The sequence below is a fragment of the Streptomyces sp. NPDC101160 genome, from assembly GCF_044768205.1.
Taxonomy (GTDB): Bacteria; Actinomycetota; Actinomycetes; order Streptomycetales; family Streptomycetaceae; genus Streptomyces.
Genome location: NZ_JBIWPJ010000008.1, coordinates 50155 through 72584 on the forward strand (window position 1 = coordinate 50155; position 22430 = coordinate 72584).

Annotated in this window: 20 protein-coding genes; 5 read left to right on the plus strand and 15 right to left on the minus strand. The window is 73.6% G+C overall.

Features of this window, described 5'->3' with window-relative positions:
- Window positions 1-5: 5 nt before the first annotated feature.
- Window positions 6-380, plus strand: coding sequence for an RNA polymerase-binding protein RbpA (locus tag ACIRSU_RS25945; protein ID WP_389213013.1), 375 nt, complete (start codon window positions 6-8; stop codon window positions 378-380).
- Window positions 381-661: 281 nt separating this feature from the next.
- Here the strand turns inward: ACIRSU_RS25945 and fxsA are convergent, their stop codons facing one another.
- From fxsA to ACIRSU_RS25965, 4 genes are all read right to left on the minus strand, one after another.
- Window positions 662-1255: an FxsA family membrane protein gene (fxsA, locus tag ACIRSU_RS25950; RefSeq protein WP_403796616.1), complete on the minus strand. Its 594-nt coding sequence runs from the start codon at window positions 1253-1255 to the stop codon at window positions 662-664.
- 80 nt (window positions 1256-1335) lie between these two features.
- A complete protein-coding gene (locus ACIRSU_RS25955) occupies window positions 1336-2112 on the minus strand; it encodes a polyprenol monophosphomannose synthase (protein WP_403796619.1) in 777 nt (258 codons plus the stop codon).
- Window positions 2113-2516: 404 nt separating this feature from the next.
- Entirely contained in the window at window positions 2517-4139 is a 1623-nt protein-coding gene (locus tag ACIRSU_RS25960; protein ID WP_403796622.1) for an amidohydrolase, read from the minus strand.
- Between the two features lie 67 nt (window positions 4140-4206).
- Window positions 4207-4647: an Lrp/AsnC family transcriptional regulator gene (locus ACIRSU_RS25965; RefSeq protein ID WP_189976755.1), complete on the minus strand. Its 441-nt coding sequence runs from the start codon at window positions 4645-4647 to the stop codon at window positions 4207-4209.
- Between the two features lie 224 nt (window positions 4648-4871).
- Between ACIRSU_RS25965 and ACIRSU_RS25970 the strand changes: the two genes are divergently transcribed.
- Window positions 4872-5264, plus strand: a complete 393-nt coding sequence (locus tag ACIRSU_RS25970) for a hypothetical protein (RefSeq protein ID WP_403796624.1) — start codon at window positions 4872-4874, stop codon at window positions 5262-5264.
- A gap of 82 nt (window positions 5265-5346) precedes the next feature.
- On the opposite strand, the gene ACIRSU_RS25975 is transcribed toward ACIRSU_RS25970, so the two are convergent.
- Both ACIRSU_RS25975 and ACIRSU_RS25980 read right to left on the minus strand, forming a co-directional pair.
- The gene (locus ACIRSU_RS25975; protein WP_403796626.1) at window positions 5347-6447 is read right to left on the minus strand and encodes a phosphotransferase family protein; all 1101 of its coding nucleotides are present in this window, start codon (window positions 6445-6447) and stop codon (window positions 5347-5349) included.
- A 10-nt stretch (window positions 6448-6457) separates the two neighbouring features.
- Window positions 6458-7579, minus strand: a complete 1122-nt coding sequence (locus tag ACIRSU_RS25980) for a hypothetical protein (RefSeq protein ID WP_403796629.1) — start codon at window positions 7577-7579, stop codon at window positions 6458-6460.
- Between the two features lie 277 nt (window positions 7580-7856).
- Between ACIRSU_RS25980 and ACIRSU_RS25985 the strand changes: the two genes are divergently transcribed.
- Window positions 7857-8099, plus strand: coding sequence for a hypothetical protein (locus ACIRSU_RS25985; RefSeq protein WP_403796632.1), 243 nt, complete (start codon window positions 7857-7859; stop codon window positions 8097-8099).
- On the opposite strand, the gene ACIRSU_RS25990 is transcribed toward ACIRSU_RS25985, so the two are convergent.
- The 3 genes from ACIRSU_RS25990 to ACIRSU_RS26000 all read right to left on the minus strand — a co-directional run bounded on the left by ACIRSU_RS25990 (window position 8062) and on the right by ACIRSU_RS26000 (window position 14483).
- Entirely contained in the window at window positions 8062-9255 is a 1194-nt protein-coding gene (locus ACIRSU_RS25990) for an acyl-CoA dehydrogenase family protein (RefSeq protein ID WP_403796635.1), read from the minus strand. The two genes, ACIRSU_RS25985 and ACIRSU_RS25990, sit on opposite strands and share 38 nt — an antisense overlap.
- A 571-nt stretch (window positions 9256-9826) precedes the next feature.
- The gene (locus ACIRSU_RS25995) at window positions 9827-13015 is read right to left on the minus strand and encodes a DEAD/DEAH box helicase (protein ID WP_403796637.1); all 3189 of its coding nucleotides are present in this window, start codon (window positions 13013-13015) and stop codon (window positions 9827-9829) included.
- 82 nt (window positions 13016-13097) lie between these two features.
- Complete coding sequence (locus ACIRSU_RS26000) at window positions 13098-14483, minus strand: peptidase C39 family protein (protein ID WP_403796640.1); 1386 nt, start codon at window positions 14481-14483, stop codon at window positions 13098-13100.
- 186 nt (window positions 14484-14669) lie between these two features.
- Here ACIRSU_RS26000 and ACIRSU_RS26005 point away from each other — a divergent pair, with 186 nt between their 5' ends.
- Window positions 14670-15299 (plus strand): uridine kinase, encoded by a 630-nt coding sequence (locus tag ACIRSU_RS26005; RefSeq protein ID WP_403796643.1) that lies wholly within the window; start codon window positions 14670-14672, stop codon window positions 15297-15299.
- Window positions 15300-15605: 306 nt separating this feature from the next.
- Entirely contained in the window at window positions 15606-17495 is a 1890-nt protein-coding gene (locus ACIRSU_RS26010) for an AAA family ATPase (RefSeq protein WP_403796646.1), read from the plus strand.
- Here ACIRSU_RS26010 and ACIRSU_RS26015 read toward each other — a convergent pair.
- The 6 genes from ACIRSU_RS26015 to ribH form a co-directional block, all read right to left on the minus strand.
- Window positions 17492-18562: a hemolysin family protein gene (locus tag ACIRSU_RS26015; RefSeq protein WP_403796649.1), complete on the minus strand. Its 1071-nt coding sequence runs from the start codon at window positions 18560-18562 to the stop codon at window positions 17492-17494. The genes ACIRSU_RS26010 and ACIRSU_RS26015 overlap by 4 nt on opposite strands.
- Window positions 18559-19899 (minus strand): hemolysin family protein, encoded by a 1341-nt coding sequence (locus ACIRSU_RS26020; RefSeq protein WP_403796652.1) that lies wholly within the window; start codon window positions 19897-19899, stop codon window positions 18559-18561. The genes ACIRSU_RS26015 and ACIRSU_RS26020 overlap by 4 nt, the downstream gene beginning before the upstream one ends.
- 231 nt (window positions 19900-20130) lie before the next feature.
- A complete protein-coding gene (locus tag ACIRSU_RS26025; protein ID WP_403796655.1) occupies window positions 20131-20583 on the minus strand; it encodes a PH domain-containing protein in 453 nt (150 codons plus the stop codon).
- Between the two features lie 120 nt (window positions 20584-20703).
- Complete coding sequence (gene hisG / locus ACIRSU_RS26030) at window positions 20704-21552, minus strand: ATP phosphoribosyltransferase (protein ID WP_403796658.1); 849 nt, start codon at window positions 21550-21552, stop codon at window positions 20704-20706.
- A gap of 51 nt (window positions 21553-21603) precedes the next feature.
- Complete coding sequence (locus ACIRSU_RS26035; RefSeq protein WP_116162050.1) at window positions 21604-21876, minus strand: phosphoribosyl-ATP diphosphatase; 273 nt, start codon at window positions 21874-21876, stop codon at window positions 21604-21606.
- Between the two features lie 34 nt (window positions 21877-21910).
- Window positions 21911-22396 carry a 6,7-dimethyl-8-ribityllumazine synthase gene (ribH, locus tag ACIRSU_RS26040; RefSeq protein ID WP_046907436.1) on the minus strand — a complete coding sequence of 162 codons (486 nt, stop codon included), beginning with the start codon at window positions 22394-22396 and terminating at the stop codon, window positions 21911-21913.
- Window positions 22397-22430: the final 34 nt, after the last annotated feature.

The window sequence follows — 22430 nt, forward strand, 5'->3', positions numbered from 1 at the left end:
GATTCATGAGTGAGCGAGCTCTTCGCGGCACGCGCCTCGTGGTGACCAGCTACGAGACGGACCGCGGCATCGATCTGGCCCCGCGCCAGGCCGTGGAGTACGCATGCGAGAAGGGCCATCGTTTCGAGATGCCCTTCTCGGTCGAGGCGGAGATTCCGCCGGAGTGGGAGTGCAAGGTCTGCGGAATCCAGGCACTCCTGGTGGACGGAGACGGCCCCGAAGAGAAGAAGGCCAAGCCGGCGCGTACGCACTGGGACATGCTCATGGAGCGGCGTACCCGCGAGGAGCTGGAGGAGGTGCTGGCCGAGCGGCTGGCGGTCCTTCGGTCCGGCGCCATGAACATCGCCGTGCATCCGCGCGACAGCCGGAAGTCCGCCTGACCCCAGTCGGGCGGAGGGCCGCACGGCCATACGAGAAACGCCGCGGGGCCCGGTACACGATGTGTGTACCGGGCCCCGCGGCGTTGCCGTATCCCGCGCGTCGCCGTAGCCCGCGCGCTGCCGGGGCCCCGTGGCGTTGCCGTACCCCGTCGCACGAGCCCGTTGCCGTACCCCTCGTACGAGCCGGAGAGCCGCGCGTACGAGCCCGAGCCGGGGCCCGGCCGGCGCCGTATACGCCGCGAGGGCCCGGGTAAGCCGGGCCCTCGCGGCGCTCAGGAAGCTCAGGGCATCAGCGGCGGGCGGTCGTCCCGGGGCTCACGCGGGCCCTGGGACGCGTCCTCGCGGATGACCTCACCCTGCACGACCTTCCCGTCCGGGCGGTGCATGCGGGCCTGCCGGAAGGCGTCCTGGAGGCTGCCCGGCGCGGCGGCGCCCATCCGCCGCTCCACGGTCTTCTCCGCGTACCGCCCGACGGCCGTGCGGACCTGCGGGATCAGGAGCAGCAGACCGGCCGCGTCGGAGAACAGGCCGGGGATCATCAGGAGCAGTCCGCCGAGCATCAGGAAGCCGTTGCGGTCCGCCGCGCCGGCCCGGTCGTCGGGCTGCGGCACCTCGCCGCGCCGCGCCGCCTCCTGGGCCCGCTGGAAGGTCCCCGTGAGGTTGGCGAAGGCGCGTCGGCCGGCCCGCTTGATCACGGCGGCACCGAGCACGGCACCGGCGACGAGCAGCAGGAAGACGGTGACGCCGCCCACCGCGTTCGCCACGACGGTGAGCAGCCAGATCTCCAGGACCAGCCAGACGGCGAGGCCCAGCGGGAGGAACGTGCGCGCCCGGGAGCGCTGAGGGGCGAGGGGGGCAGATGCGCCGGTCGTCATGCCCCCCAGTGTGCCTGGGAGCCCGCAGGAACGTCGTAAAGGAGACATCAGTACGGGATCGGCCCCCCGGGGGCGGCGCCTCAGGAGGACTTGCGGCCGAGCAGCCTGCCGACCTTCTCGGCCCGGGCGGTGAGGCCCCAGCCGGTGACCCGCCACAGCGCCTCGACGACGATGTTGCGGCTCATCTTGGAGTCGCCGATCTCGCGCTCCACGAAGGTGATGGGGACCTCCACGACGTGGAAGCCGGCGGCGACGGCGCGGCGGGCGAGGTCCACCTGGAAGCAGTAGCCGGCCGAGGCGACGTCGTCGAGGCCGAGGCCCTCCAGGGTCTCCTTGCGGAAGGCCCGGTAGCCGCCGGTGACGTCGCGGATGGGGACGTCGAGCATCAGGCGGGAGTAGAGGCTGCCGCCGCGGGAGATGAACTCGCGGGACTTGGGCCAGTTCACGATGCGGCCGCCCGGCACCCAGCGGGAGCCGAGCACCAGGTCGGCGCCCTTGAGGGCGGTGAGCAGCCGGGGCAGCTCCTCGGGCTGGTGGGAGCCGTCGGCGTCCATCTCGACGAGGACGCCGTAGCCGTTGTCCATGCCCCAGCGGAAGCCGGCCAGGTAGGCGGCGCCGAGCCCCTCCTTGCCCTTGCGGTGCAGGACGTGGACATGGTCGTCGTCGGCGGCGATCTCGTCGGCGAACTTGCCCGTGCCGTCGGGGCTGTTGTCGTCGGCGACGAGGATGTGCGCCTCCGGCACCGCCTTCCGCACGCGCGCGACGATCGGCCTGATGTTCTCCGCCTCGTTGTACGTGGGGATGATCACCAAAGCCTTGCCGAGCGGGCCGTAACGCCTCTGGCCACCGTCGTTCACTACTGCCCCTTCGGGATACGTACGCGAGCCCCCACCATAGCGAGCCCCACGCACGAAGTGCGGGATCGGGGCCCGGCGTCCTTCGGGCCGACCCGGGACCCGCTGGCTGCGGATCGGCCGAGGCCGTTGTCTACTGAACGCCGGTACCCCACCCGGGTCGCACCCTCCGCCGGAAAAACCTTCCCTCGCCCCCGAGGCGCGGGCGGCGTTCGGTGCCTGCGTGGAGGTCTGCAACCGGTCGGACGTCCGTGGTGGACGGGCCGAACCTACCGGCCGCCGACGGCCTGCTGTCAACACCCGTTTGACCTGCGGCGATGAGCCGTCCCTGCTGACGCCCCAGGAGGATCCGCAGGTCAATGGGCGGGCCCGGAAAAAGCCGGACGGCCGTACGAAATGTGCTCACATCACTCGTTCGGCCGGACGAACACGGTCTGCCCGGAGACGACGGTCGAGAGGCAGACCGGGAGCTCGGATCCGGGGGACAGATCCGGCAGGCCGGGCGTTCCGGAGCGCGGGTCGGTCGACCAGCGGGCCACCCGGTCGTCGGGCGCCTGCACCACCAGCTCACCGGTGCGCCAGATCGCGTAGTCGGCGGGCGCGCCGGGCACCAGGGTGCCGGCGTCGTCGCGGCCGACCGCGCGCCAGCCGCCGCGGGTGTGCGCGGTGAAGGCGGCACGGACGGAGACCCGGTGCTCGGGCGTCCGGTGGAAGGCGGCGGCGCGCACGGTGCCCCAGGGGTCCAGCGGGGTGACGGGGCTGTCCGAGCCGAAGGCGAGCGGCACGCCGGCGCGGAGCAGTGCGGCGTACGGGTTGAGGGTGCGGGCCCGCTCCACGCCGAGGCGGTCGGCGTACATGCCCTCGTCGCCGCCCCAGTACGCGTCGAAGGCCGGCTGCACGGAGGCGGTGAGGCCCAGCTCGGCGAAGGCGGCGATCGACTCGGGGCTGAGCATCTCGGCGTGCTCGACGCGGTGCCGGGCGGAGCGGATGCGGGCGAGGCCAAGCTTCTCGGAGGCGGTGCGGACGCCCTCGACGACCGCGTCGACGGCGGCGTCGCCGATGGCGTGGAAGCCGGCCTGGAGTCCGGCCTCGGTGCAGGCGACGACATGGGCGGCGATCGCGGCCGCGTCGAGGTGGGCCACGCCGGCGTGTCCGGGGCCGGCGTGGTCGGCGTACGGCTCGTGCAGGCAGGCGGTGTGGGAGCCGAGGGAGCCGTCGGCGAAGAGGTCGCCGGCCGCGCCGAGCGCGCCGAGCGCGCGGGCCCGCTCGATGTCGAGGTCGGCCCAGTAGCCGACGATCCGGGGGCCGGGCTCGCTGCGGGCGAGGTCCATCAGGCCGGTGAAGTCGTCCTCGGAGGAGATCTCCGGACCGCCGCACTCGTGCAGGGTGCCGATGCCGAGCGAGGCGGCGTGCTGCCGGGCGGCGCGCTGGGCCTCGCTGCGCTGCCGCGGGGAGAGCGCGGCGTAGGCGGCGGCGCGAGCGGCGTGGTGGGCGTCGCCGGTGAGCGGCTGCTGCCCGTCGTGGAAGCCGTCGAGCGCGCGGATTCCGGGGACGAGGTCGAGCAGGGCGGTGGTGACGACGGCCGAGTGGACGTCGATCCGGGTGAGGTAGAGCGGGCGGCCGCCGGTGAGCTCGTCGAGCTCGGAGCGGGTCAGCGGGCGGCGCTCGGGCCAGCGGGCGGCGTCCCAGCCGTGGCCGATGAGGATCCGGTCGGCGGGGCGGGCCGCGGCGTGGGCGCGGATCCGCTCGGCCGCGTCGGCGAGCGAGGCGGCGGCGGACAGGTCGAGGCCGGTGAGGGCGAGACCGGTCGCGGTGGTGTGCACATGGGCGTCGACGAACGCGGGGGTGACGAGCGCACCCTCCAGGTCGACCACCTCGTCCACGCCGGTGGCGAAGGCGTCGGCGGCGCCTTCCGAGCCCACCCAGGCGACGTGCCCGCGCTCCACCACCATGGCGGTGGCGAAGGGGTCGGCAGGGCTGTGGACTTCTCCACCGCGCAGCAGCACGGTGCGGTGTTCGTACGCGCTCATCCCACCAGGCTAGGACCTGGTGGGGGCCGCTTTGTCCGCCGGGCCCCGGATGCGGGGCCCCGGCCCCCTAGATGCGGGGCGGCCTGGCCTCGTACGGGGTGGACAGGACGACGGTGGTGCGGCTGGAGACGTGGGCCTGGGAGCGGATGCGGCTGAGCAGGTGCTCCAGCTCCAGGGGGGTGGCGACGCGCACCTTGAGGATGTAGTTCTCCTCCCCCGCGACGCTGTGGCACGCCTCGATCTCGGGGATGTCGGCGAGCCGGTCGGGGGTGTCGTCGGGGGCGCTGGGGTCGAAGGGTTTCACCGAGATGAAGGCGGTGAGCGGCAGGCCGACGGCCTCCGGGTCGACGACGGCGGCGTAGCCGCGGATGACTCCGCGCTGCTCGAGCCGGCGGACACGCTGATGCACGGCCGAGGTGGACAGGCCGGTGGCCTTGCCCAGGTCGGTGTAGCTCATGCGCCCGTCCTTGACCAGCAACTCGACGATCTGACGATCCAGCTCCTCCATGCGGTGACCCTATTGCCCCGGAGGGGCCGGAGGACAGCCGGGGGCGACCCGTATGCCACGGATCGGACATCCGCGGGGCACCTGCGAGCGGCATGTGACGAACGCCACAGGATTCGAGAGGCCTCGGGCGGGACCTCACGGTTATGCAGTGGCCCGTATGGGAATTGCTTGTTGTGGTCGAGGCCGATCGGATCCGGCCGACCCGTTCGAGGGGGAGATTCTCCATGCAGGAGCCTGTTGATTCCGTCGGCACGTCCGTCGACCCGTCCGAAGAGACGCCCGACGAGCTCGACGCGTACGACACCTTTGAGATGTTCCGGGTGATCTGCCCGGAGTGCGACCAGCCGATCGCGCTGCTCGCGGACGAGGACGTCCTGCCGGAGCACGCGCTCTGCCCGACGCCGTGGAACCCCTTCGTCCTCACCGTCTGCTCCGGTACGGGCCGGCCCGCCGCCGACCTCAGCCCCGCCGACGAGACCCTTGAGGTCCAGGAGCAGGACACCGCGCTGCTCCTGACGCTGCCTCAGGGCCTGGACTGGCGGATGCAGCCGTTCTCGCACGTCGGCGGCCCGGGTTCGCGCCCGGTCAAGCGGACCTCGCTGCGCCGCGCCGCCTGACGCGCGACTCGCCGGACCGGCTCGCGCCGGTCCGGCTGTCACCGGTCCCTCGCCACGGGTCCGGCCGTCACGGGACCGGCCGTCACCAGTAGCGTCCCCGCACCATCGCCGCGAGCGTGGCGTGGTGCAGGATCAGGCCGTCGGGATTCTCCGGCACCTCCACCTCGCCGAAGTACGCCTGGCGGTACGCGATCCTGAGCATGACGATGGCGTGCCGCAGCGCCGCGTAGAGGGTGTGGAACTCCATGTCCCGGGGCGTGTGCCCGGTGAGTTCGGCGTACCGCCGCTCGATCGCGTCGCGGCGCAGGAAGTCCGGCAGGCCGGGCTGGCCGAAGCCCACCGTGAGGTCCTGGAAGAAGCGGTGCAGGTAGACCGTCCAGCCGAGGTCGACCTCGCGCGGGGCGAAGGCGGCCATCTCCCAGTCGAGTACGGCCGCGGGCCTGAACCCGTCGTAGACGATGTTCCCGATCCGGGCGTCGCCCCAGGTCAGCACCGCCGGCCCGGGGTCCGCGGGCCAGTGCCGCTCCAGCCAGTCGAAGGCCGACTCGATGAGCGGTGAGGGCGCGAGGCCCTCCACCACCCAGGCGTAGTACGCCCGTTGGGCGTCGACGTGCCGTCGCAGCGGGTCCCCGGCGCCTTCCGGACCCTCCGGAAGCAGGAACTCCGCCTCCTTCGCCGGGAACTGGTCGTGCAGCCGCGCCAGGATGCCGACCGACTCGGCCTCCAGGACGGCCCGTTCGGCGTCGCTCGCCGCGTGCAGCCAGTTTCCCTCGTACGTGTAGGGCATCACGTCCGGCGGCACCCGTCCCTCCGCCCGCGCCATCACGAAGAAGGGCGCACCGAGCGGTCCGGGGTCCTCCTCCAGCCACAGCACCCGGGGCACGGGCACGTCGGTGTGCTCGGCGACCAGCCGCATCACGCGGTGCTGGCGGGCCATGTCGTACACGGGGAAGACGGTGTACGCGGCGGGGTCGGCGGCCAGCCGCAGCGCGCAGCCGCGGACCGGGGCGTCCGGATGCTCCAGGTCGAAGAGCAGCGTCTCGCTGGACATGCCGTTCGAGCCGGGTACGGCGAGGCCGGCGACCCGCGCGCCGGGCAGGCGTGCGTCGAGCCAGGCGGTGAGGCGGCGGCCGAGTTCCTCGGGGTCGCGGGTGGTGGTGCGGGGGCGGGGCGCCGATGTCATGTGCGGCTCCTCACGGGGCTGTCGAGGTGTGGTCGGCGAAGCCGCTGGGGTCGTGGCGGCCGAAGGAGCCGTGCTCGAAGATGCCGTGACCGACGCGGCCGTCGAGGGTGAAGCGGGCGGCGTGGTCGGTGACGCCGAACGCGGCCAGGGGATGGGCGGACGGGTCGGAGAGGTCGTACACGCGCCGGTCGGTCCAGTCGCGGCCCTGCCAGCTGCCGTGCTGCCAGTCGGGCGCGGGCGGGTAGCCGGCTCCGACGGCGAGCGGGGAGGACGCGAGGATCTCGACGCCTATCTCCAGGGGTTTGCCGGCCGGGTCGGTGAGGTGGACGACGGCGCGTTCGGGGTCGCGGGTGCCGGAGCGGTAGGTGATGTCGGTGCGGGGCCAGCCGAGTTGGGTGTCACGCCGGCCGTCCCGTACCAGCAGCGCCTCGTTCAGCGTGCGGTAGCCGTCCGCGTCCTCCTGGGCGATGACCATGAGGAAGCGGTCCTCGAAGCGCATCGGGATCCAGAGCCAGTGGAATCCCTCGGGGCGGAACTCCTCGGCGCGGCCCGGCTCTTCGCCGGGCAGCGGCCGGACGCCCCAGCTGCGGTCGCGGGTGCCGGTCCACTCCCCCGCCGTGACGGTGAACTCCTCGCCGCCCGCCCGGATCACGCCCGCGCAGTGGCCGGCCTGCACGAAGCGGCGGCCCTCCAGGGTGAGGCGGTCGCCGCGGCGCTGGGTGTGGTGGGGCTCCCAGACGGCGGGGAAGTCGCCGGTCCAGGTGAGGTCGAAGGAGAGCCCGTCGGGGTCGTGCGGGTCCGGGTCGCAGTGCAGGCCGAGCCGGCGCAGCGGTTCGTCGACGGTGATGCGGAGCGGGCCGACGGCCAGGTTCATCCGGTCGTCGCCGAGGGCGTCGGAGGCGCGGACGGCGTGCAGCCGGTCGCCGGTGCGCAGGGTCGCGTAGGCGTCGACGACGCCGGCGTTGGGGTAGACGCCGAGGCCGGCGATGAGCAGGGCGCGGCCCTGGTGGTCGAAGACGTGGAAGATGCACCGGTCGTAGGCGTTCCGGTCGCCGCTGACGTGGTGCTTCATGGAGAGCGGTGCCTGGTGCACGGGGTATTCGTCGAGCGGGACGGGCCGGTCGTCTGACACGTGTTACCTCCTCGGCGTCGAATCGGATCTGACGGTATGTCAGATATCCTGCCGAGGGCCAGAGTCGTGCACGGCGGGAAGGTCCGGGGACGCGTCGAACTGCCTCTCGACCACGTCCGGCGGTGACCGGGGGTACGGCCGGACCGTTGGTCACGGCATGACCACGCTGTATACGACACCCAGCGGATACGGCCGGCACCGACAGTCCGAGCCGCGCTTTGAAGAATCGGTTCAGCAGGCGGCGTCCGCAGCGGCGCCGACGCCGGTGCCCACACCTGTGCCCGTACCCACGCCCGTGCCCGTACCCGCGCAGGCGGCGCCCGCTCCTCCGCCCCCGCCCGCACCGCACCCGTCCGACCCGCCCATCTACTCGGCGGTGCTCCAGCTGTGGGCCAGCCACGGCCGGACCCTGCCCGGCCACCGCGACCAGGAGTGGAGCCGGCTGGCGGCCGGACCCGTCTGGGCCGACCGGACCGTGCGGGTCAGCGGGATTCTGGTCCGGCCAGGTGACGCGCGATGACGACCCGCTGGATCTGATTGGTGCCCTCGACGATCTGGAGCACCTTCGCCTCCCGCAGAAACCGTTCGACGGGGAAGTCCGCGGTGTAGCCGTAGCCGCCGAGCACCTGCACCGCGTCCGTCGTGACCCGCATCGCCGCGTCCGAACAGAACAGCTTCGCCATGGCCGCCTGCTTCCCGAACGGCCGGCCCTCGTCCCGCAGCCGCGCGGCCTCCAGATACAGCGCCCGCCCGGCCTCGATCTGCGTCGCCATGTCCGCGAGCAGGAAGCGCAGGCCCTGGAAGTCCGCGATCGGCCGGCCGAACTGGCGCCGCTCCCGCGCGTACGCCACGGCCGCGTCCAGCGCGGCCTGCGCGACGCCCACCGCGCACGCGGCGATCCCGAGCCGCCCCGAGTCCAGGGCGGCCAGCGCGATCGCGAAGCCCTGGCCCTCCGCCCCGATCCGCCGCGCGTCCGGCACGCGGACGCCGTCCAGATGCACCTGCGCCGTCGGCGAGCCCTTCATGCCCATCTTCCGCTCCGGCGCGGCAGCGCTCAGGCCGGGCGCGTCCCCCGGCACCAGGAAGGCGGTGATCCCCTTCGGGCCCGCGCCGCCCGTGCGCGCCATCACGGTGTAGAAGTCCGCGATGCCGCCGTGCGTGATCCACGCCTTCGTGCCGTCGAGCACCCAGTCTCCCCCGCCGTCCCGGACCGCGCGGGTGCGCAGCGCGGCCGCGTCCGAACCGGAGGACGGCTCGGACAGGCAGTACGCGCCGAGCAGTCCGCCGCCCAGCATCGCCGGGAGGTGCGCGGCCCGCTGCTCGTCGGTGCCGAACGCGGCGAGCGCGTGGCAGGACAGGCTGTGCACGCTCACCCCGAGCGCCACGGTGAGCCGGGCGGCGGCCAGCTCCTCCAGGACCTGGAGGTAGACGGCGTACGGCTGGTCGCCGCCGCCGTACGCGGATTCGTACGGGAGGCCGAGCAGGCCGGAGGCGGACAGCAGCGAGAACAGCTCGCGCGGGAAGTGCCCGGCCGCCTCCTCCTCGGCGGCGCGCGGCGCGATCTCGCGTGCGGCGATCTCCCGTACCAGGGCGAACAGCTCCCTCGCCTCCTCGGTGGGCAGCCGCCGCTCCACGGGCTGCGGGGCGTGATCGGCGCGGTCGGCGCGGTCGGGCATGGCGGCGCACTCCTCCCTCTCGGGGCCCGGCCGGCGCCCTCACGGGCCCGCCCGGGCTTCGACACTGCGCCGATGCTGCCTCGGGACAAGGCGCGCGAGGGGGCGGCGGGCGCGGTGGCGGGTGGAGTATGCCCGTTCGGCGGGCGGCTGAGACGGTACGGGCACGGGCCGGCCGCCGGCGCCGCCTCACTCCCGGCCCGGTCCGGGAACCCGGCTGTCCCCGCCGCGCACGCATCAGCGTCCGGTCCGCGACCGCGGCCGTCCGAGGCAGGCGCGGATCAGCCGTCCGGTCCGCGACCGCGGCCGTCCGGGGCGGGCGCGGATCAGCCGTCCGGTCCGCGACCGCGGCCGTCGCCGCCACGCGCACCTCAGCCATCCAATCTCCGGCCGCGGCCGTCCGGAGCGGCCGGCATCAGCCGTCCGGTCCGCGGCCGCATCTGTCCGAGGCGGTCGCGCCGTAGCCGTCCGGTCCACGGCCTGGCTGTCGCGCCGCGCACCCATCAGCCGTCCGGTCCCAGACCTCGGCCGCCCGTGTCGGGCACGGCCGCCCGCGTCAGCCGCGGCCGCCCGGTCAGGCGCGCATCGCCGCGTACTCCCCGAGCCACCCTGCCGCCAGCCGGTCGCTGCGGGTGAAGACGGCCGCGCCTCGGCGGCCCGCCGACGGGTCGGCCGGGTCGGCGGGCGGCAGGAGCAGTGTGGTCTCCTCTCCGTCGGCGACGTGCCGGGCGGTCGTCGCGCCGTTCCACAGGTGGACCACGGCTCCGGGCGGGGCCCATACGTGGACCGCGTCGTCCGTCAGGGTGAGGCGCGTGCCGGTGGCGCGCTCCGCGAGGAGGGCGCGGTAGCGGTCCGGGGGCAGGGCGCAGTCGCCGGGCGGGGTCGTGCCGTTCCAGTCGGGCGCGTCGATGCCGCGGGCCCGGGCCGCGCTCCACAGCCGAGGGACGAGTTCGGGCGCGAGCGGGGCCGTGGCCATGCGCTCGCACATCCAGAGCAGGCGTCCGGCTCCTCGGCGCACCCCCAGGGTGCGCCAGCGGATGCGCAGCGCGAGGTCGCCGGCGACGACGGCCACCCAGGGGTGGACGGTGCCGAGCGGGCCCTGCGCACCGAGCCAGGCCAGATAGCGCCGGGCCTCCTCCAGGATGCCGGTCATGGAGTCCATGGGGATGCCGAGGACGTAGCCGGGGCGGCCGCGGAAGAGGCGCGGACGGGTCGCCACGAGGAGCAGGACCGCGCGGGACAGGTCTCCGGCCTGTGGCCGCTGCTCGTCGTCGGCCGGAGCCGCTCCGGCCACCGGTTCCTCCGCCGGGCCGAGGCCCCAGGGATCGCCCGGCTCGCCGTCCGACGCGTCCGCCTGCTCGGTGTCCCGCAGGACGCGGCGCAGGGCGGCCTTCGCCCGCTCGGTGAACGGCGCCTGTTCGAGTACGGGCAGGCGGGTGCTGAGCAGGGCCGCGAGCAACTGCTCGGCGGCGCGCGGATCCTCGGGGACCGGCGCTTCCCGCAACGCCGTCGTGAGGTCGTCGGCGAGCATGGCGTCGACCATGAAGCGACTGGTCAGCCGGCCCAGCGGGCTGGGCTCCAGGCGGTCACCGTCGTCGGCGGGCCGCAGACAGCCCACGGAGGTGAGGAACTGCGCCGCCTCGTGCAGCGGTTCGACGCTGTCGTGGCCCTGGTACGCGGCGAACGTCCCGGCCCACCAGCGCTCGGCCTCGTCGAGCGTCGACAGGCGCTCCTGCACGGCCTCGGCGAGGAGATGGTCGGCGAGGTGGTCGTCGAGCCGCGACCGCACGGTGTATCCGGCGGCCAACCGCGCCTGCCAGTGCGCCCGTTCGGCCGGGTCGGTGAGCAGGAACGCCCAGCCCTCGCGCTCTCCGGCGCCGATGCGGCCGGCCCGGCCGAACATCTGCTGGACCATGGACACCTCGACGCGGTCCAGGCCGATGGTGGTGTCGGCGACGATCACCGCGCGGGCGGGCAGGTTGACGCCGGCCGCGACGGTGGAGGTGGCGACCAGGACGTCCGCCTCGCGGGCGCGGAAGGCCTGCTCGGCCTCGCGCTTGTACGGCCAGTCGCGGTAGTGCAGCCGTACGCCGGCCTTGGTGCACAGCCGCTCCACGGCCTCGGCGTCGTCGGCGTCCACGCCGACGACGGGCACGCCGCGGTCGGCGGCCAGCGCGAGCGCCGTGGACCGCACCCGGCGCTTGCTGCCGCAGAAGACGAGGACGCTGCCGCCGTCCTCGGTGACCTGCCGGGCGATGCGTACGGTCGCCTCGGTGCGGACGGCGGCCCGTGCGGCCCAGTCCGTCTCGTCGACCGGGGGCAGCAGGGGCAGTTGCCAGGTGAGCCGGGTGGGGCGCCAGGTGGTGCGGACCAGGCGGGCGCCCAGCCACTGGGCGACCTCGTCCGCGTTGGCGACCGTCGCGGACAGGCCGACGATCCGGGTGGCGGCGCTGTCCTCGCGTACCCGGGCGAGCAGCGCCTCCAGTACGGCTCCGCGCGTCGGGTCGCCGAGCAGATGGATCTCGTCGACCACCAGGCAGCCGACCTCCGCGAGGGCGTCCCGCAGTGAGCCCGCGCGGCAGATCGCCTCGAACTTCTCGGTGGTGGCCACCCACACGTCGGCCGACCGGATCAGCTCCGTGTCCACCGCGGCCTCACCGGTCAGGCGCACCACCCGCAGCCCGCGGCGGCGCCACAGCGCGAGCTCGCGGTCGAGTTCGTCGGTGAGCGAGCGCTGCGGCACCAGCCAGGCCGCCTTGCGTCCGCGGGCGTGCGCCTCAAGGGCCGCGACCATTCCGATCGGGGTCTTTCCGGCGCCCGTCGGCGCCACCACGACCAGATGCCCGGTGCCTTCGAGCACCACCGGGACGGCGGCGGCCTGCACCGGGTTGAAGGACGGGTGCGGCAGCAGCCCGGCCCAGTCGTGCGGCACCAGTTCGCCGACGGGCAGGTACGTGTCACCGTTACCGTCGCCATCGCCGTCCGGTAACTCCTCCAGCGCGTCCCACTGGGCGGCGAAGGCGTCCCTGGCCGCCGTCGCCCAGGGCCCGGCGGCGGGCGCCGCGCCGCCAGGACCGGCCACGACCAGCTCCGTACGGCCACCGGTGTCGCCGACCGTGCCGACCTGACCGGCCTCCTCCCAGTAGCGGCTGACCCGGTACGGGACAGCCCGCTCCTTCAGCCACGTCCGCAGCGGCTCGTACTCCGGGCCGTCCGGAAGGATCACCCGCACGTCCTCGGCCGCCGCGAGCGCCGCGTCGGCCGGGCGCCACGCGGGATCGGCCACCGTGCACCACAACAGCGCGCGCTGCTCGGTCCCGTCCGGCACGGCCAGGTCGTCCGGCCACGCCGGGCCACGGCCCGCGCGCGTCCCCGGGCGCGGCTGCGCCGGGACCCGGACGGTCACGGTCACGGCCCGCGCCGGACGGGAAGACCCGGTCCCGGTCGCCTTCCCGGCCTGGCGGGGCACGGCGTCGGTCAGCTGGTCGTACCGCTTCACGCCGAGATCCGCGAGGGTGAAGGCCGTCGGGCAGGCGGGGCAGACGAGCGCCGTGTACTGGTAGGTGCGGCCCTGGGACTCGTACGGTCTGCGCAGCGCGTGCAGTTCGCCGCCGCAGGCCGGGCAGCGGCGGTCGACGGTCTCCTCATGGCTCCACCCCGGCTCCGCGAACCGCGCCGGGAACTCTCCGCCCAGCGTGACCCCCCACCGCTCCCGAGCCAGGTCGGTGACGGATCCCTGCACGCCGGCCTCGTCACTACGCATGATCCGACTGTGGCATCCCAAGATCACGGCGCGCACGCGGTTCGCGAGGTTTCCCCCGATCAAGCGGCCGCCGCGAGCCCGCTCACCACACCCCCACCGCCTCAAGCGCCTTGCGCTGTACGGGAGTCGGGCGGTCCGGGAAGTACAGGTAGCAGACGCCTCCGGTGCCCGAGACCACCTTCCCGCTCGCGTTGTAGCGCTTGGTGCGGAGCCAGATGTTCTCCCATTCGCGCCGCTTGTAGATCCGGCGGACGGCCTCGTCGCCGGGTGAGGCCGGGTCGTTGGCGATCACGTCGCCGTCGGCGGTGAAGCCGATGACGGTCATGAGGTGACCCGAGGTGCCGTAGCCGGCGCCGGTCAGTTCGTCCTTGCGGAAGGACTGGGAGGTGATGGCCGGGATGCCGGCCCGGATCAGGGTCTCCAGGTCGGTGAGCGAGCGGAGCCGGGTCACGACGGCGTTCATGTCGGGGTAGGTGGCGGCGTAGGCGGCGTTGAAGGGCCAGTTGCCGCAGCCCGCGTACTGGTAGTCGTAGGTGAAGCGGGCCGCGTGGCAGACCTGGGGGTCGGCGTACGACGGGTTCACCCAGGCCAGGTCCTCGGCGGCGGGGCGGCGGCCCCAGTACTCGACGATCATCTGGGAGGAGGTGGGGCTGCACCACGCCTCGCCGCCGTTGTCGTACTCGGGGTACTGCCCGACGTGGATGTTCTGCGAGTAGCGCGGCACGACCAGCTCGTGGCCGGGGCCGGGCTCGGAGGCGGGCACGGTGAAGCGGTCGGGGATGTCCGAGGCCATGGCGCCGATGCGCCACACCGTGGGGGTGAGGGTGGTGCCGGGTCTGCGGTGGAGGGTGAGGCGCAGGCGGTACGAGACGAGCCGGAGGCCGCTCGCCGGGTCGTCGATCGAGAAGGTGTCGGTCCAGACGGTCGCCTTGCCGTCGCTCTGGTCGTCGACGGAGGTACGGCGGATGTCGGCGTCGCCCGCGGCCCAGCGGCCCATCACGAACCAGGGGGTGTCGGTGCCGTCGCCGTACGTGCCGCGCAGCTCGACCTGGAGCCAGGTGCCGGGCGGGGTGTGGGCGTTCCAGGAGGCGATGACCTCGGTGGCGGGGACGGTGGAGGTGTGGACGGGCGAGGTCCAGCCGGCGTACTCCCAGGTGCTGGTCCGGCCGGTGTGCGGGTCGGTGTAGTCGGTGCGGCCGGCCGGAGTGTCGATCTCCAGTCCGGGGCGGTGGCTGGCGACGGCCCTGGTGCCGGCCGGGGTGCCGCAGCGCCAGTCGGTGTACGTGGACCAGAAGCGGTTGTCGACGAGTCCGGGCGCCGGGGCGTGGCCCGCGGGCTCGTCGGTGCACGTCTCACGGTCGGCGCAGGCCTGCGCGTCCGCGGCGGAGGCGGCCGGGGCCGTGGTGGCGGTGGCGGCCGCCGCGGCGAGGGCGGCGAGGACGGTTCTGCGCGGGGTGGCAGGAGGCATGGGCGGTGACCCTCCAGTCGGTGGTGGCGAACGGACGGGCTGCGCGCCCATAATCGCGGCACGCGGACGGCTTCTGCCAGCGATTCGACACGTGCCGCGCGAGCAATATTGGTCTTCACCACTGGCGGCCCCTGCCGTGCTGACCTGCGGCGGACCCGGGCGGCGCCGCTCCCCTACCCTGGGGCCATGAACGATCTCGACCGCGTGGCCGCCTCCTTGCGCCGGCTGCCGCCCTCCTGCGGCCCGGTGCGGCTCGTCGCGGTCGACGGGCACGCGGGGTCCGGCAAGTCGACGCTCGCCGGCCGGCTCGCGGCCGCCCTGGGCGATGCTCCCGTGCTCCATCTCGACGACCTCGCCACGCACGAGGAGCTCTTCGAGTGGACCGGCCGGCTCCTGGGTGAGGTGATCGAGCCGCTCTCCCGGGGCGAGACGGCGCTCTACCACCCGTACGACTGGGTCCTGCGCCGCTTCGGCGCGCCCCGGCCGCTGGCGGCCGCACCCGTGGTGCTCATGGAGGGCGTGGGGGCCGGGCGGCGGGCGGTGCGCCCGTATCTGGCGCGGCTGCTGTGGATGGAGCGCGGGCCCGAGGATTCCTGGGCGCGCGGCCGGCGCCGCGACGGGCCCGGGCTCTCCGACTTCTGGGACGGCTGGACGGTGGCGGAGTCTCGCCATTTCTCCGGGGACCCTTCACGGCCGTTCGCCGACGCCCTGGTGCGGGAGCGCGGAGAGGGTTACGAGTGGCTGCCAGGGCCTGCCGTGGCGGCAAGCCCGAACCAGATCATCACTCACCGTGACGACTCCCCGACCGCAAACTGAGTGGCCCGCACCCCGCTTCCGCAAGTGCCTCAACTCCGCTTGACCCAAGGGGCGTACAGGTCTTACGTTCTCAATGTGCGGCCCTTCGGAGCCGCCGCGGACGCGAAGCCCCCGGTTGTTCCCCCGTGATCGGGGGCTTCGTTCCGCCCCCACGCTCACCGTGGGTCACCGCCCGTGGGCAGCCGACGGATCGCGTCGATCACGGGAGATCGGCTTCTTCACCCTCATCACGCACCCCCTGCGCAGGTACGATGCCCCTCGGTGCGGTCAATTCCCGTCCACGTGTAGACGGTTGTGGGGGACCCGATGGACTTCGGCACACAGGGCGCACACGCCCCCGCCGAACTCGCCTGGCTGCGCGGAGTCGACGCCTACACCATGGGCGCCTATCCGCAGGCCGAGGAGGAGTTCCGTACGGCGGTGCGCATCGACCCCGGCATGGCCGACGGCTGGCTCGGCCTGCACGCGCTGCGGGTCGACACCACGACCGCGCTGCTGCGCATGTACCGCAACCGCGAGCGCTTCGGCGAGCAGCGGTCCCGGCACCGCAGGACGCTCAACTCCTGGTACTGGCTGGGCTGGTGGGTGCAACCGGTCCTGGAGAGCCCGCGTGATCTGCTGCTCGCGCACGCCTCGCACTGGCTCGACGGCCGCCATGTGGCCGAGCTGGACCGGGCCCTCGCCGGGCTCCCGCCGGTCGACACCGACCCGCAGGTGCGCTTCCTGCACGCCTGCCGCGCCTATCTGGTCAAGGACTGGGACCAGCTGGTCCGGCACACCGAACCACTCGTCGACGACCCGCTGCTCGGCATCGAGGCGGGGCTCTTCGGCGGCATGGCGCGGGTGCGCCTGGAGATGTACGGGCAGGCCGAGCCGCTGCTCGCCGCGGCGCTGATGCGCTGCCGCAGCGAACAGCCGCAGCGCAAGGAGCTGCGCTACTGGCTGGCCCGGGCCCACGAGGGCACCGGCCGGAGCGCCGCCGCGCTCCCTCTGTACCGGGCGGTGCACCGGATCGACCCGGCGTTCATGGACACGGCGGCGCGGCTCGCGGCGATCGCCGAGTACGACGGTTTCGAGGGCCCGGACGACCCGGCGGGCCTCACCACCGCGGTGTACGGCGGGCTCGGCCAGGACATGGTGGACGGCGACCGGTTCGTGCCCGAGGCGCCGGTCGGCGACGGGCTGCTGCTCAAGCCCGAGGCCGTACCGCCGCCCGCGCCGCCGGAGCCGCCCGACGTCGTCCGGCAGAAGGCGGCGGTCCCGCCGCAGCCGGTGCCGCCGCGCTTCCCCGCCAGCCCGACCGACCCGGCGCTGCTCGCCGAGGCGCTCGCCGAGCTGGAGCGGATGGTCGGCATGGAGCCGGTCAAAAGGCAGGTCAAGGCCCTGTCGGCACAGCTGGAGATGGCCCGGCTGCGCGCCGGACAGGGCCTTCCCGTCCAGCCGCCGAAACGTCACTTTGTCTTCTCGGGCCCCTCCGGCACCGGCAAGACCACCGTCGCCCGCATACTCGGCCGGGTGTTCTACGCCCTCGGGCTGCTCGGCGGCGACCATCTCGTGGAGGCCCAGCGCGCCGACCTGGTCGGCGAGTTCCTCGGCCAGACGGCGGTCAAGGCGAACGAGCTGATCGACTCGGCCGTCGGCGGCGTGCTCTTCGTCGACGAGGCGTACTCGCTCTCCAACACCGGCTACAGCAAGGGCGACGCCTACGGCGACGAGGCCCTCCAGGTCCTCCTCAAGCGCGCCGAGGACAACCGCGACCACCTGGTGGTGATCCTGGCCGGCTACCCGGAGGGCATGGACCGGCTGCTCGCCGCCAACCCCGGGCTCTCCTCCCGCTTCACGACCCGGGTCGACTTCCCCTCGTACCGCCCGCTCGAACTGACCGAGATCGGCAAGGTGCTCGCCGCCGCGAACGGCGACTGCTGGGACGAGGAGGCCCTGGAGGAGCTGGGCTCGATCAGCGGGCACGTCGTCGAGCAGGGCTGGATCGACGAACTCGGCAACGGACGCTTCCTGCGCACCCTGTACGAGAAGTCCTGCGCGTACCGGGATCTGCGCCTGTCCGGCTACGCGACCACCCCGACCCGCGACGACCTCGCGACGCTGCGCCTGCCGGACCTGATGCAGGCGTACGGCGAGGTCCTGTCGGGCCGCGGCCCGATGGACCGCGGCCCGCAGGAACCACCGGGCATCTAACCTGCCAGCGCCTCCGCCGGCCGTTCCGGCCGTGGCGCCGGGGCGAGGCGGTGGGCCGGGTCGCGGACCTCGCCCACCAGCATCTCCAGGACGTCCTCCAGGGCGACCAGGCCGAGCACCCGGCCGGAGGCGTCCGAGACCTGGGCCAGGTGGGTGGCGGCGCGGCGCATCACGGTGAGGGCGTCGTCGAGCGGCAGCTCGGACCGCAGCGTGGCCATGGGGCGCCAGAGGTGCTGGGGCACCGCGCGCTCGCGGTCCTCCAGGTCGAGGACGTCCTTCACGTGGACGAAGCCCATGAAGGTGCCGCGGCCCTTGCGGCAGACCGGGAAGCGGGAGTAGCCGGTCCGGACGGTGAGTTCCTCGATCTCGCGCGGGGTGACGGACGGGGAGACCGTGACCAGCGAGGCCGAGGGGATGAGGACGTCCGTGACGGGGCGGGTGCCCAGTTCCAGGGCGTCCTCCAGGCGCTCCTGCTCGGCCGGGTCGAGGAGTCCGGCCTGGCCGGCGTCCTCGACGAGGCGTCCGAGCTGGGCGCTGGTGAAGACGGCCTCGACCTCGTCCTTGGGCTCCACCTTGAAGGCCCGCAGCACCAGCCGGGCGCAGGCGCCGAGGGCGGTGGTGACGGGCCGGCAGAGCCGGGCGAAGCCGACCAGGCCGGGGCCGAGGAGGAGCGCGGTGCGCTCGGGGTCGGCCATGGCCAGGTTCTTCGGGACCATCTCGCCGATCACCAGGTGGAGGAAGACCACCACGGCGAGCGCGAGCACGTACCCGAGGGGGTGGATCAGGCCCTCCGGCACGTGCACGGCGTGGAAGACGGGTTCGAGCAGCGCGGCCACGGTCGGCTCGGCGACGGCGCCGAGGGTGAGCGAGGCGACGGTGATGCCGAACTGGGCGGCGGCCATCATCTGCGGCAGGTTCTCCAGGCCGTACAGGACCTGGCGGGCCCGCTTGCCGCCGAGCGGCTCGATCTGGCTGCGGCGCACGGAGACGAGCGCGAACTCGGCGCCGACGAAGAAGCCGTTGGCGAGCACGAGGAGGACGGCGAAGAGCAGCGGGAGCAGACTCATCGGGCGGCCTCCACGGCGACGGGCACCTGGGCGGTGCGCATGATCCGCACCCGTTCGGCGCGGTAGCGGTCGACCTGGCGCACCGAGAGCCGCCAGCCCGGGAGTTCGGCCCGGTCGCCCGGGGCGGGGATGCGCCCGAGCAGGTCGGCGACGAGCCCGGCGACCGTCTCGTACGGTCCGTCGGGCACGTCGAGTCCTATCCGGTGCAGGGTGTGCACCCGGCAGGAGCCGTCGGCCTCCCAGACCTCCTTGCCGTCCTCGGAGGGCACGGGGGCGAGTTCGGGCCGCTCGTCGGCGGCGGTGTCGTGCTCGTCGCGGACCTCGCCGACGAGTTCCTCGACGATGTCCTCCAGGGTGACGACGCCGGCGGTGCCGCCGTACTCGTCGACGACGACCGCGATCGGCTGCTCGCGGCGCAGCCGCTCCAGGAGGGCCTGGGCCGGCAGCGACTCGGGGACGAGCAGCGGCGGCACGGAGATCCGGCCGACCGGGGTGCGGTGCCGCTCGTGCGGGACGACGGCGAGGGCGTCCTTGAGGTGGACCATGCCGACGATCTCGTCGATCCGCTCGCGGTAGACCGGGAAGCGGGACAGGCCGGTGGCCCGGGTGAGGTTGAGGACGTCGGCCGCGGTGGCGTCCGACTGCAGGGCGCTCATCTTCACCCGCGGGGTCATGACCTGCTCGGCGGTGAGCCCGCCGAGCGACAGGGTCCGTACGAAGAGGTCGGCGGTGTCCTGTTCGAGGGCGCCGGCCTGGGCCGAGTGGCGGGCGAGGGAGACCAGCTCCCCCGGGGTGCGCACCGAGTCGAGCTCGTCGGCCGGTTCGACGCCGAAGAGCCGGACGAGCCGGTTGGCGACGGTGTTCAGTACGGAGATCACCGGACGGAACAGCGTGGAGAAGACGTGCTGCGGGCCGGCGACGAAGCGGGCCACCTGGAGCGGCCTGGAGACCGCCCAGTTCTTGGGCACGAGTTCGCCGACCACCATCTGCACGGCGGACGCGAGCAGCATGCCGACCAGCACCGAGATGCCGGAGACGGCCCCTTCGGGCAGTCCGGTCGCGGCGAGCGGCCCGTCGAGCAGGCCGGCGAGCGCGGGCTCGGCGAGCATGCCGGTGACGAGCGAGGTGATGGTGATGCCGAGCTGGGTGCCGGAGAGCTGGAAGGACAGCTCGCGCAGCGCCGTCACGACGCCGCGGGCGCGGCGGTCGCCTTCGGCGGCGGCGCGCTCGGCCTCGGCGCGTTCCACGGTGACGAGGCCGAACTCGGCGGCCACGAAGAAACCGTTGGCGAGGATCAGAAGGAAGGCTGCGGCGAGCAGCGACAGAGAGACGATCATGCCGCCGCCTCCAGGGAGGGGGCGGCGCAGGTACTACCGGACGATCCGTCCATTGCCGGAGGGAGTCACTCCTCGGGTCGAAGGGCGGCCTCGCGGGCCGCCGGCGGGCGGCCCTGCACATGCGAGGCGGTGGTGCCGCTCGGCACCACCGCCTCAAGAGTAGTCACGCCCGCGCCGTGTCGGGCAGGGGGTCGGCCCCGTATGGGGGACGGATCAGGGTTGCCCGGCCGTTCAGGCCGCTTCCGAGCCGCTGCCGTGGCTCTCGGCGAGCGCGCGCAGGGCGCGCGCGTCGCTGATGGCCTTCTCCTTGGCGATGCCCGGCTGGATACCGAGGACGGGCAGGCTGGTGCCGTCGCTCAGGTCGAGGAAGACCCAGGGGTCGCCGTGGCGCAGGTTGACCCGCAGGATCTGGGCCCACGCGAGTCGGCGCGTCCGGGTGATGTTGACGACCGTCACACCCTCGTCGTCGGCGACGACCTTGGGCCGGGCGAGAAGCACCAGGACGCCGAGGAACAGCGCGGCGGTGGAGAGGAAGCTGGCCCGCTCCCCCGGTCCGACGTTCTCCAGGACCAGCCCCACGGTCGCGACGACGACGAAGATCGTCACACCGAGCGTCAGCAGGACGACCCGGGTGCGGGCCGGCCGGAAGGTGACCGGGAGGGCGGGCGGCGTGGCGTCGGACATCGGGGGTTCCTCGCGGAGGTGCGTCAGGCGGGTCGGCGGGCGGGCCCGGCGGCGCCGGGCCGGCTCAGCGGCCACCGGCCGGCTCAGCGGCGAGCGGCCGGCTGAGCGGCGACAGGCTGGTCAGAGGCGGCAGGCGTGGATGGCCGTGGTGAGGATGGCGCGCGCGCCCAGCTCGTACAGGTCGTCCATGACCTTCTGCGCCTCCTTGGCGGGGACCATGGCGCGCACGGCGACCCAGCCCTCGTTGTGCAGCGGCGAGACGGTGGGCGACTCCAGGCCCGGGGTGAGGGCGACGGCCTGCTCCAGGTGCTCGGCGCGGCAGTCGTAGTCCATCATCACGTACGAGCGGGCGACGAGGACGCCCTGGAGGCGGCGCAGGAACTGCTGCACCTTGGGGTCGTCGGGCGTGGCGCCGGTGCGGCGGACGACGACGGCCTCGGAGGTGAGGATCGGCTCGCCGATGACCTCCAGGCCGGCGTTGCGCAGGCTGGTGCCGGTCTCGACGACGTCCGCGATGACCTGGGCGACGCCCAGCTGGATCGCGGTCTCGACGGCGCCGTCGAGGTGCACGACGGAGGCGTCGACGCCCTGCTCGGCGAGGTGCTTGGCGACGATGCCCTCGTAGGAGGTGGCGATCGTCATCCCGTGGAAGTCCTCGGGACCCTTCGCGGTGCCGGGGCGGGTGGCGTAGCGGAAGGTGGAGCGGCCGAAGTTCAGCGGCAGGATCTCCTCGGCGTTGGCGCCGGAGTCCAGGAGCAGGTCGCGGCCGGTGATGCCGATGTCGAGCCGGCCGGAGGCCACGTAGATCGCGATGTCCTTGGGACGGAGGTAGAAGAACTCCACCTCGTTGTCCGGGTCGACGGTGACGAGCTCCTTGGACTCCTTGCGCTGCCGGTAGCCCGCCTCATGGAGCATCTCCATCGCAGGTCCGGAGAGAGAACCCTTGTTGGGGACGGCGATGCGCAGCATGGGGTGGGCTTCCTTTGCCTCAGGAGTTTCGGGGTGTCGGGTGCTGGGTGCTCAGAGGTGGGCGTAGACGTCGTCGAGCGAGATCCCGCGGGCGACCATCATCACCTGGACGTGGTACAGCAGCTGCGAGATCTCCTCGGCGGCGGCTTCCTTGCCCTCGTACTCGGCGGCCATCCAGACCTCGGCGGCCTCCTCGACGACCTTCTTGCCGATGGCATGGACGCCCTTGCCGACCAGTTCCGCGGTACGGGAGGTCGCCGGGTCGCCGGTCTCGGCCTTGAGCTTGAGCTCGGCGAAGAGCTCTTCGAAGGTTTTGTTCGCCATGATGTCCTAAGAGTACGGGGTGCGAAGCTTGCACTCAGCGCCAGGGTTCGCTGACCGTGCGCAGCGTGGTCGCGGTGGCGACGGCGGCGGTGACGGCCTCGTGGCCCTTGTCCTCGCTGGAGCCCTCCAGGCCGGCCCGGTCCAGGGCCTGCTCCTCGTTGTCCACGGTCAGGACGCCGAATCCGACGGGTACGCCGGTGTCGATCGAGACCTGGGTGAGGCCGTGGGTGACGCCCTGGCACACGTACTCGAAGTGCGGCGTCCCGCCGCGGATGACGACGCCGAGGGCCACGATGGCATCGTAGCCGCGCCCGGCGAGCACCTTGGCCACGACGGGGAGCTCGAAGCTGCCGGGGACGCGCAGCAGGGTGGGCTCCTCGATGCCGAGCTCGCTGAGCGCCCGCAGGGCGCCGTCGACGAGGCCGTCCATGATCTTCTCGTGCCACTGGGCGGCGATGACCGCCACACGCAGGTCGCCGCAGTTCTTCACGCTGAGGACGGGTGCGCCCTTGCCGCTCATGTTTCTCCTTGGTCGGTCTTCGGTACGTGCCGAG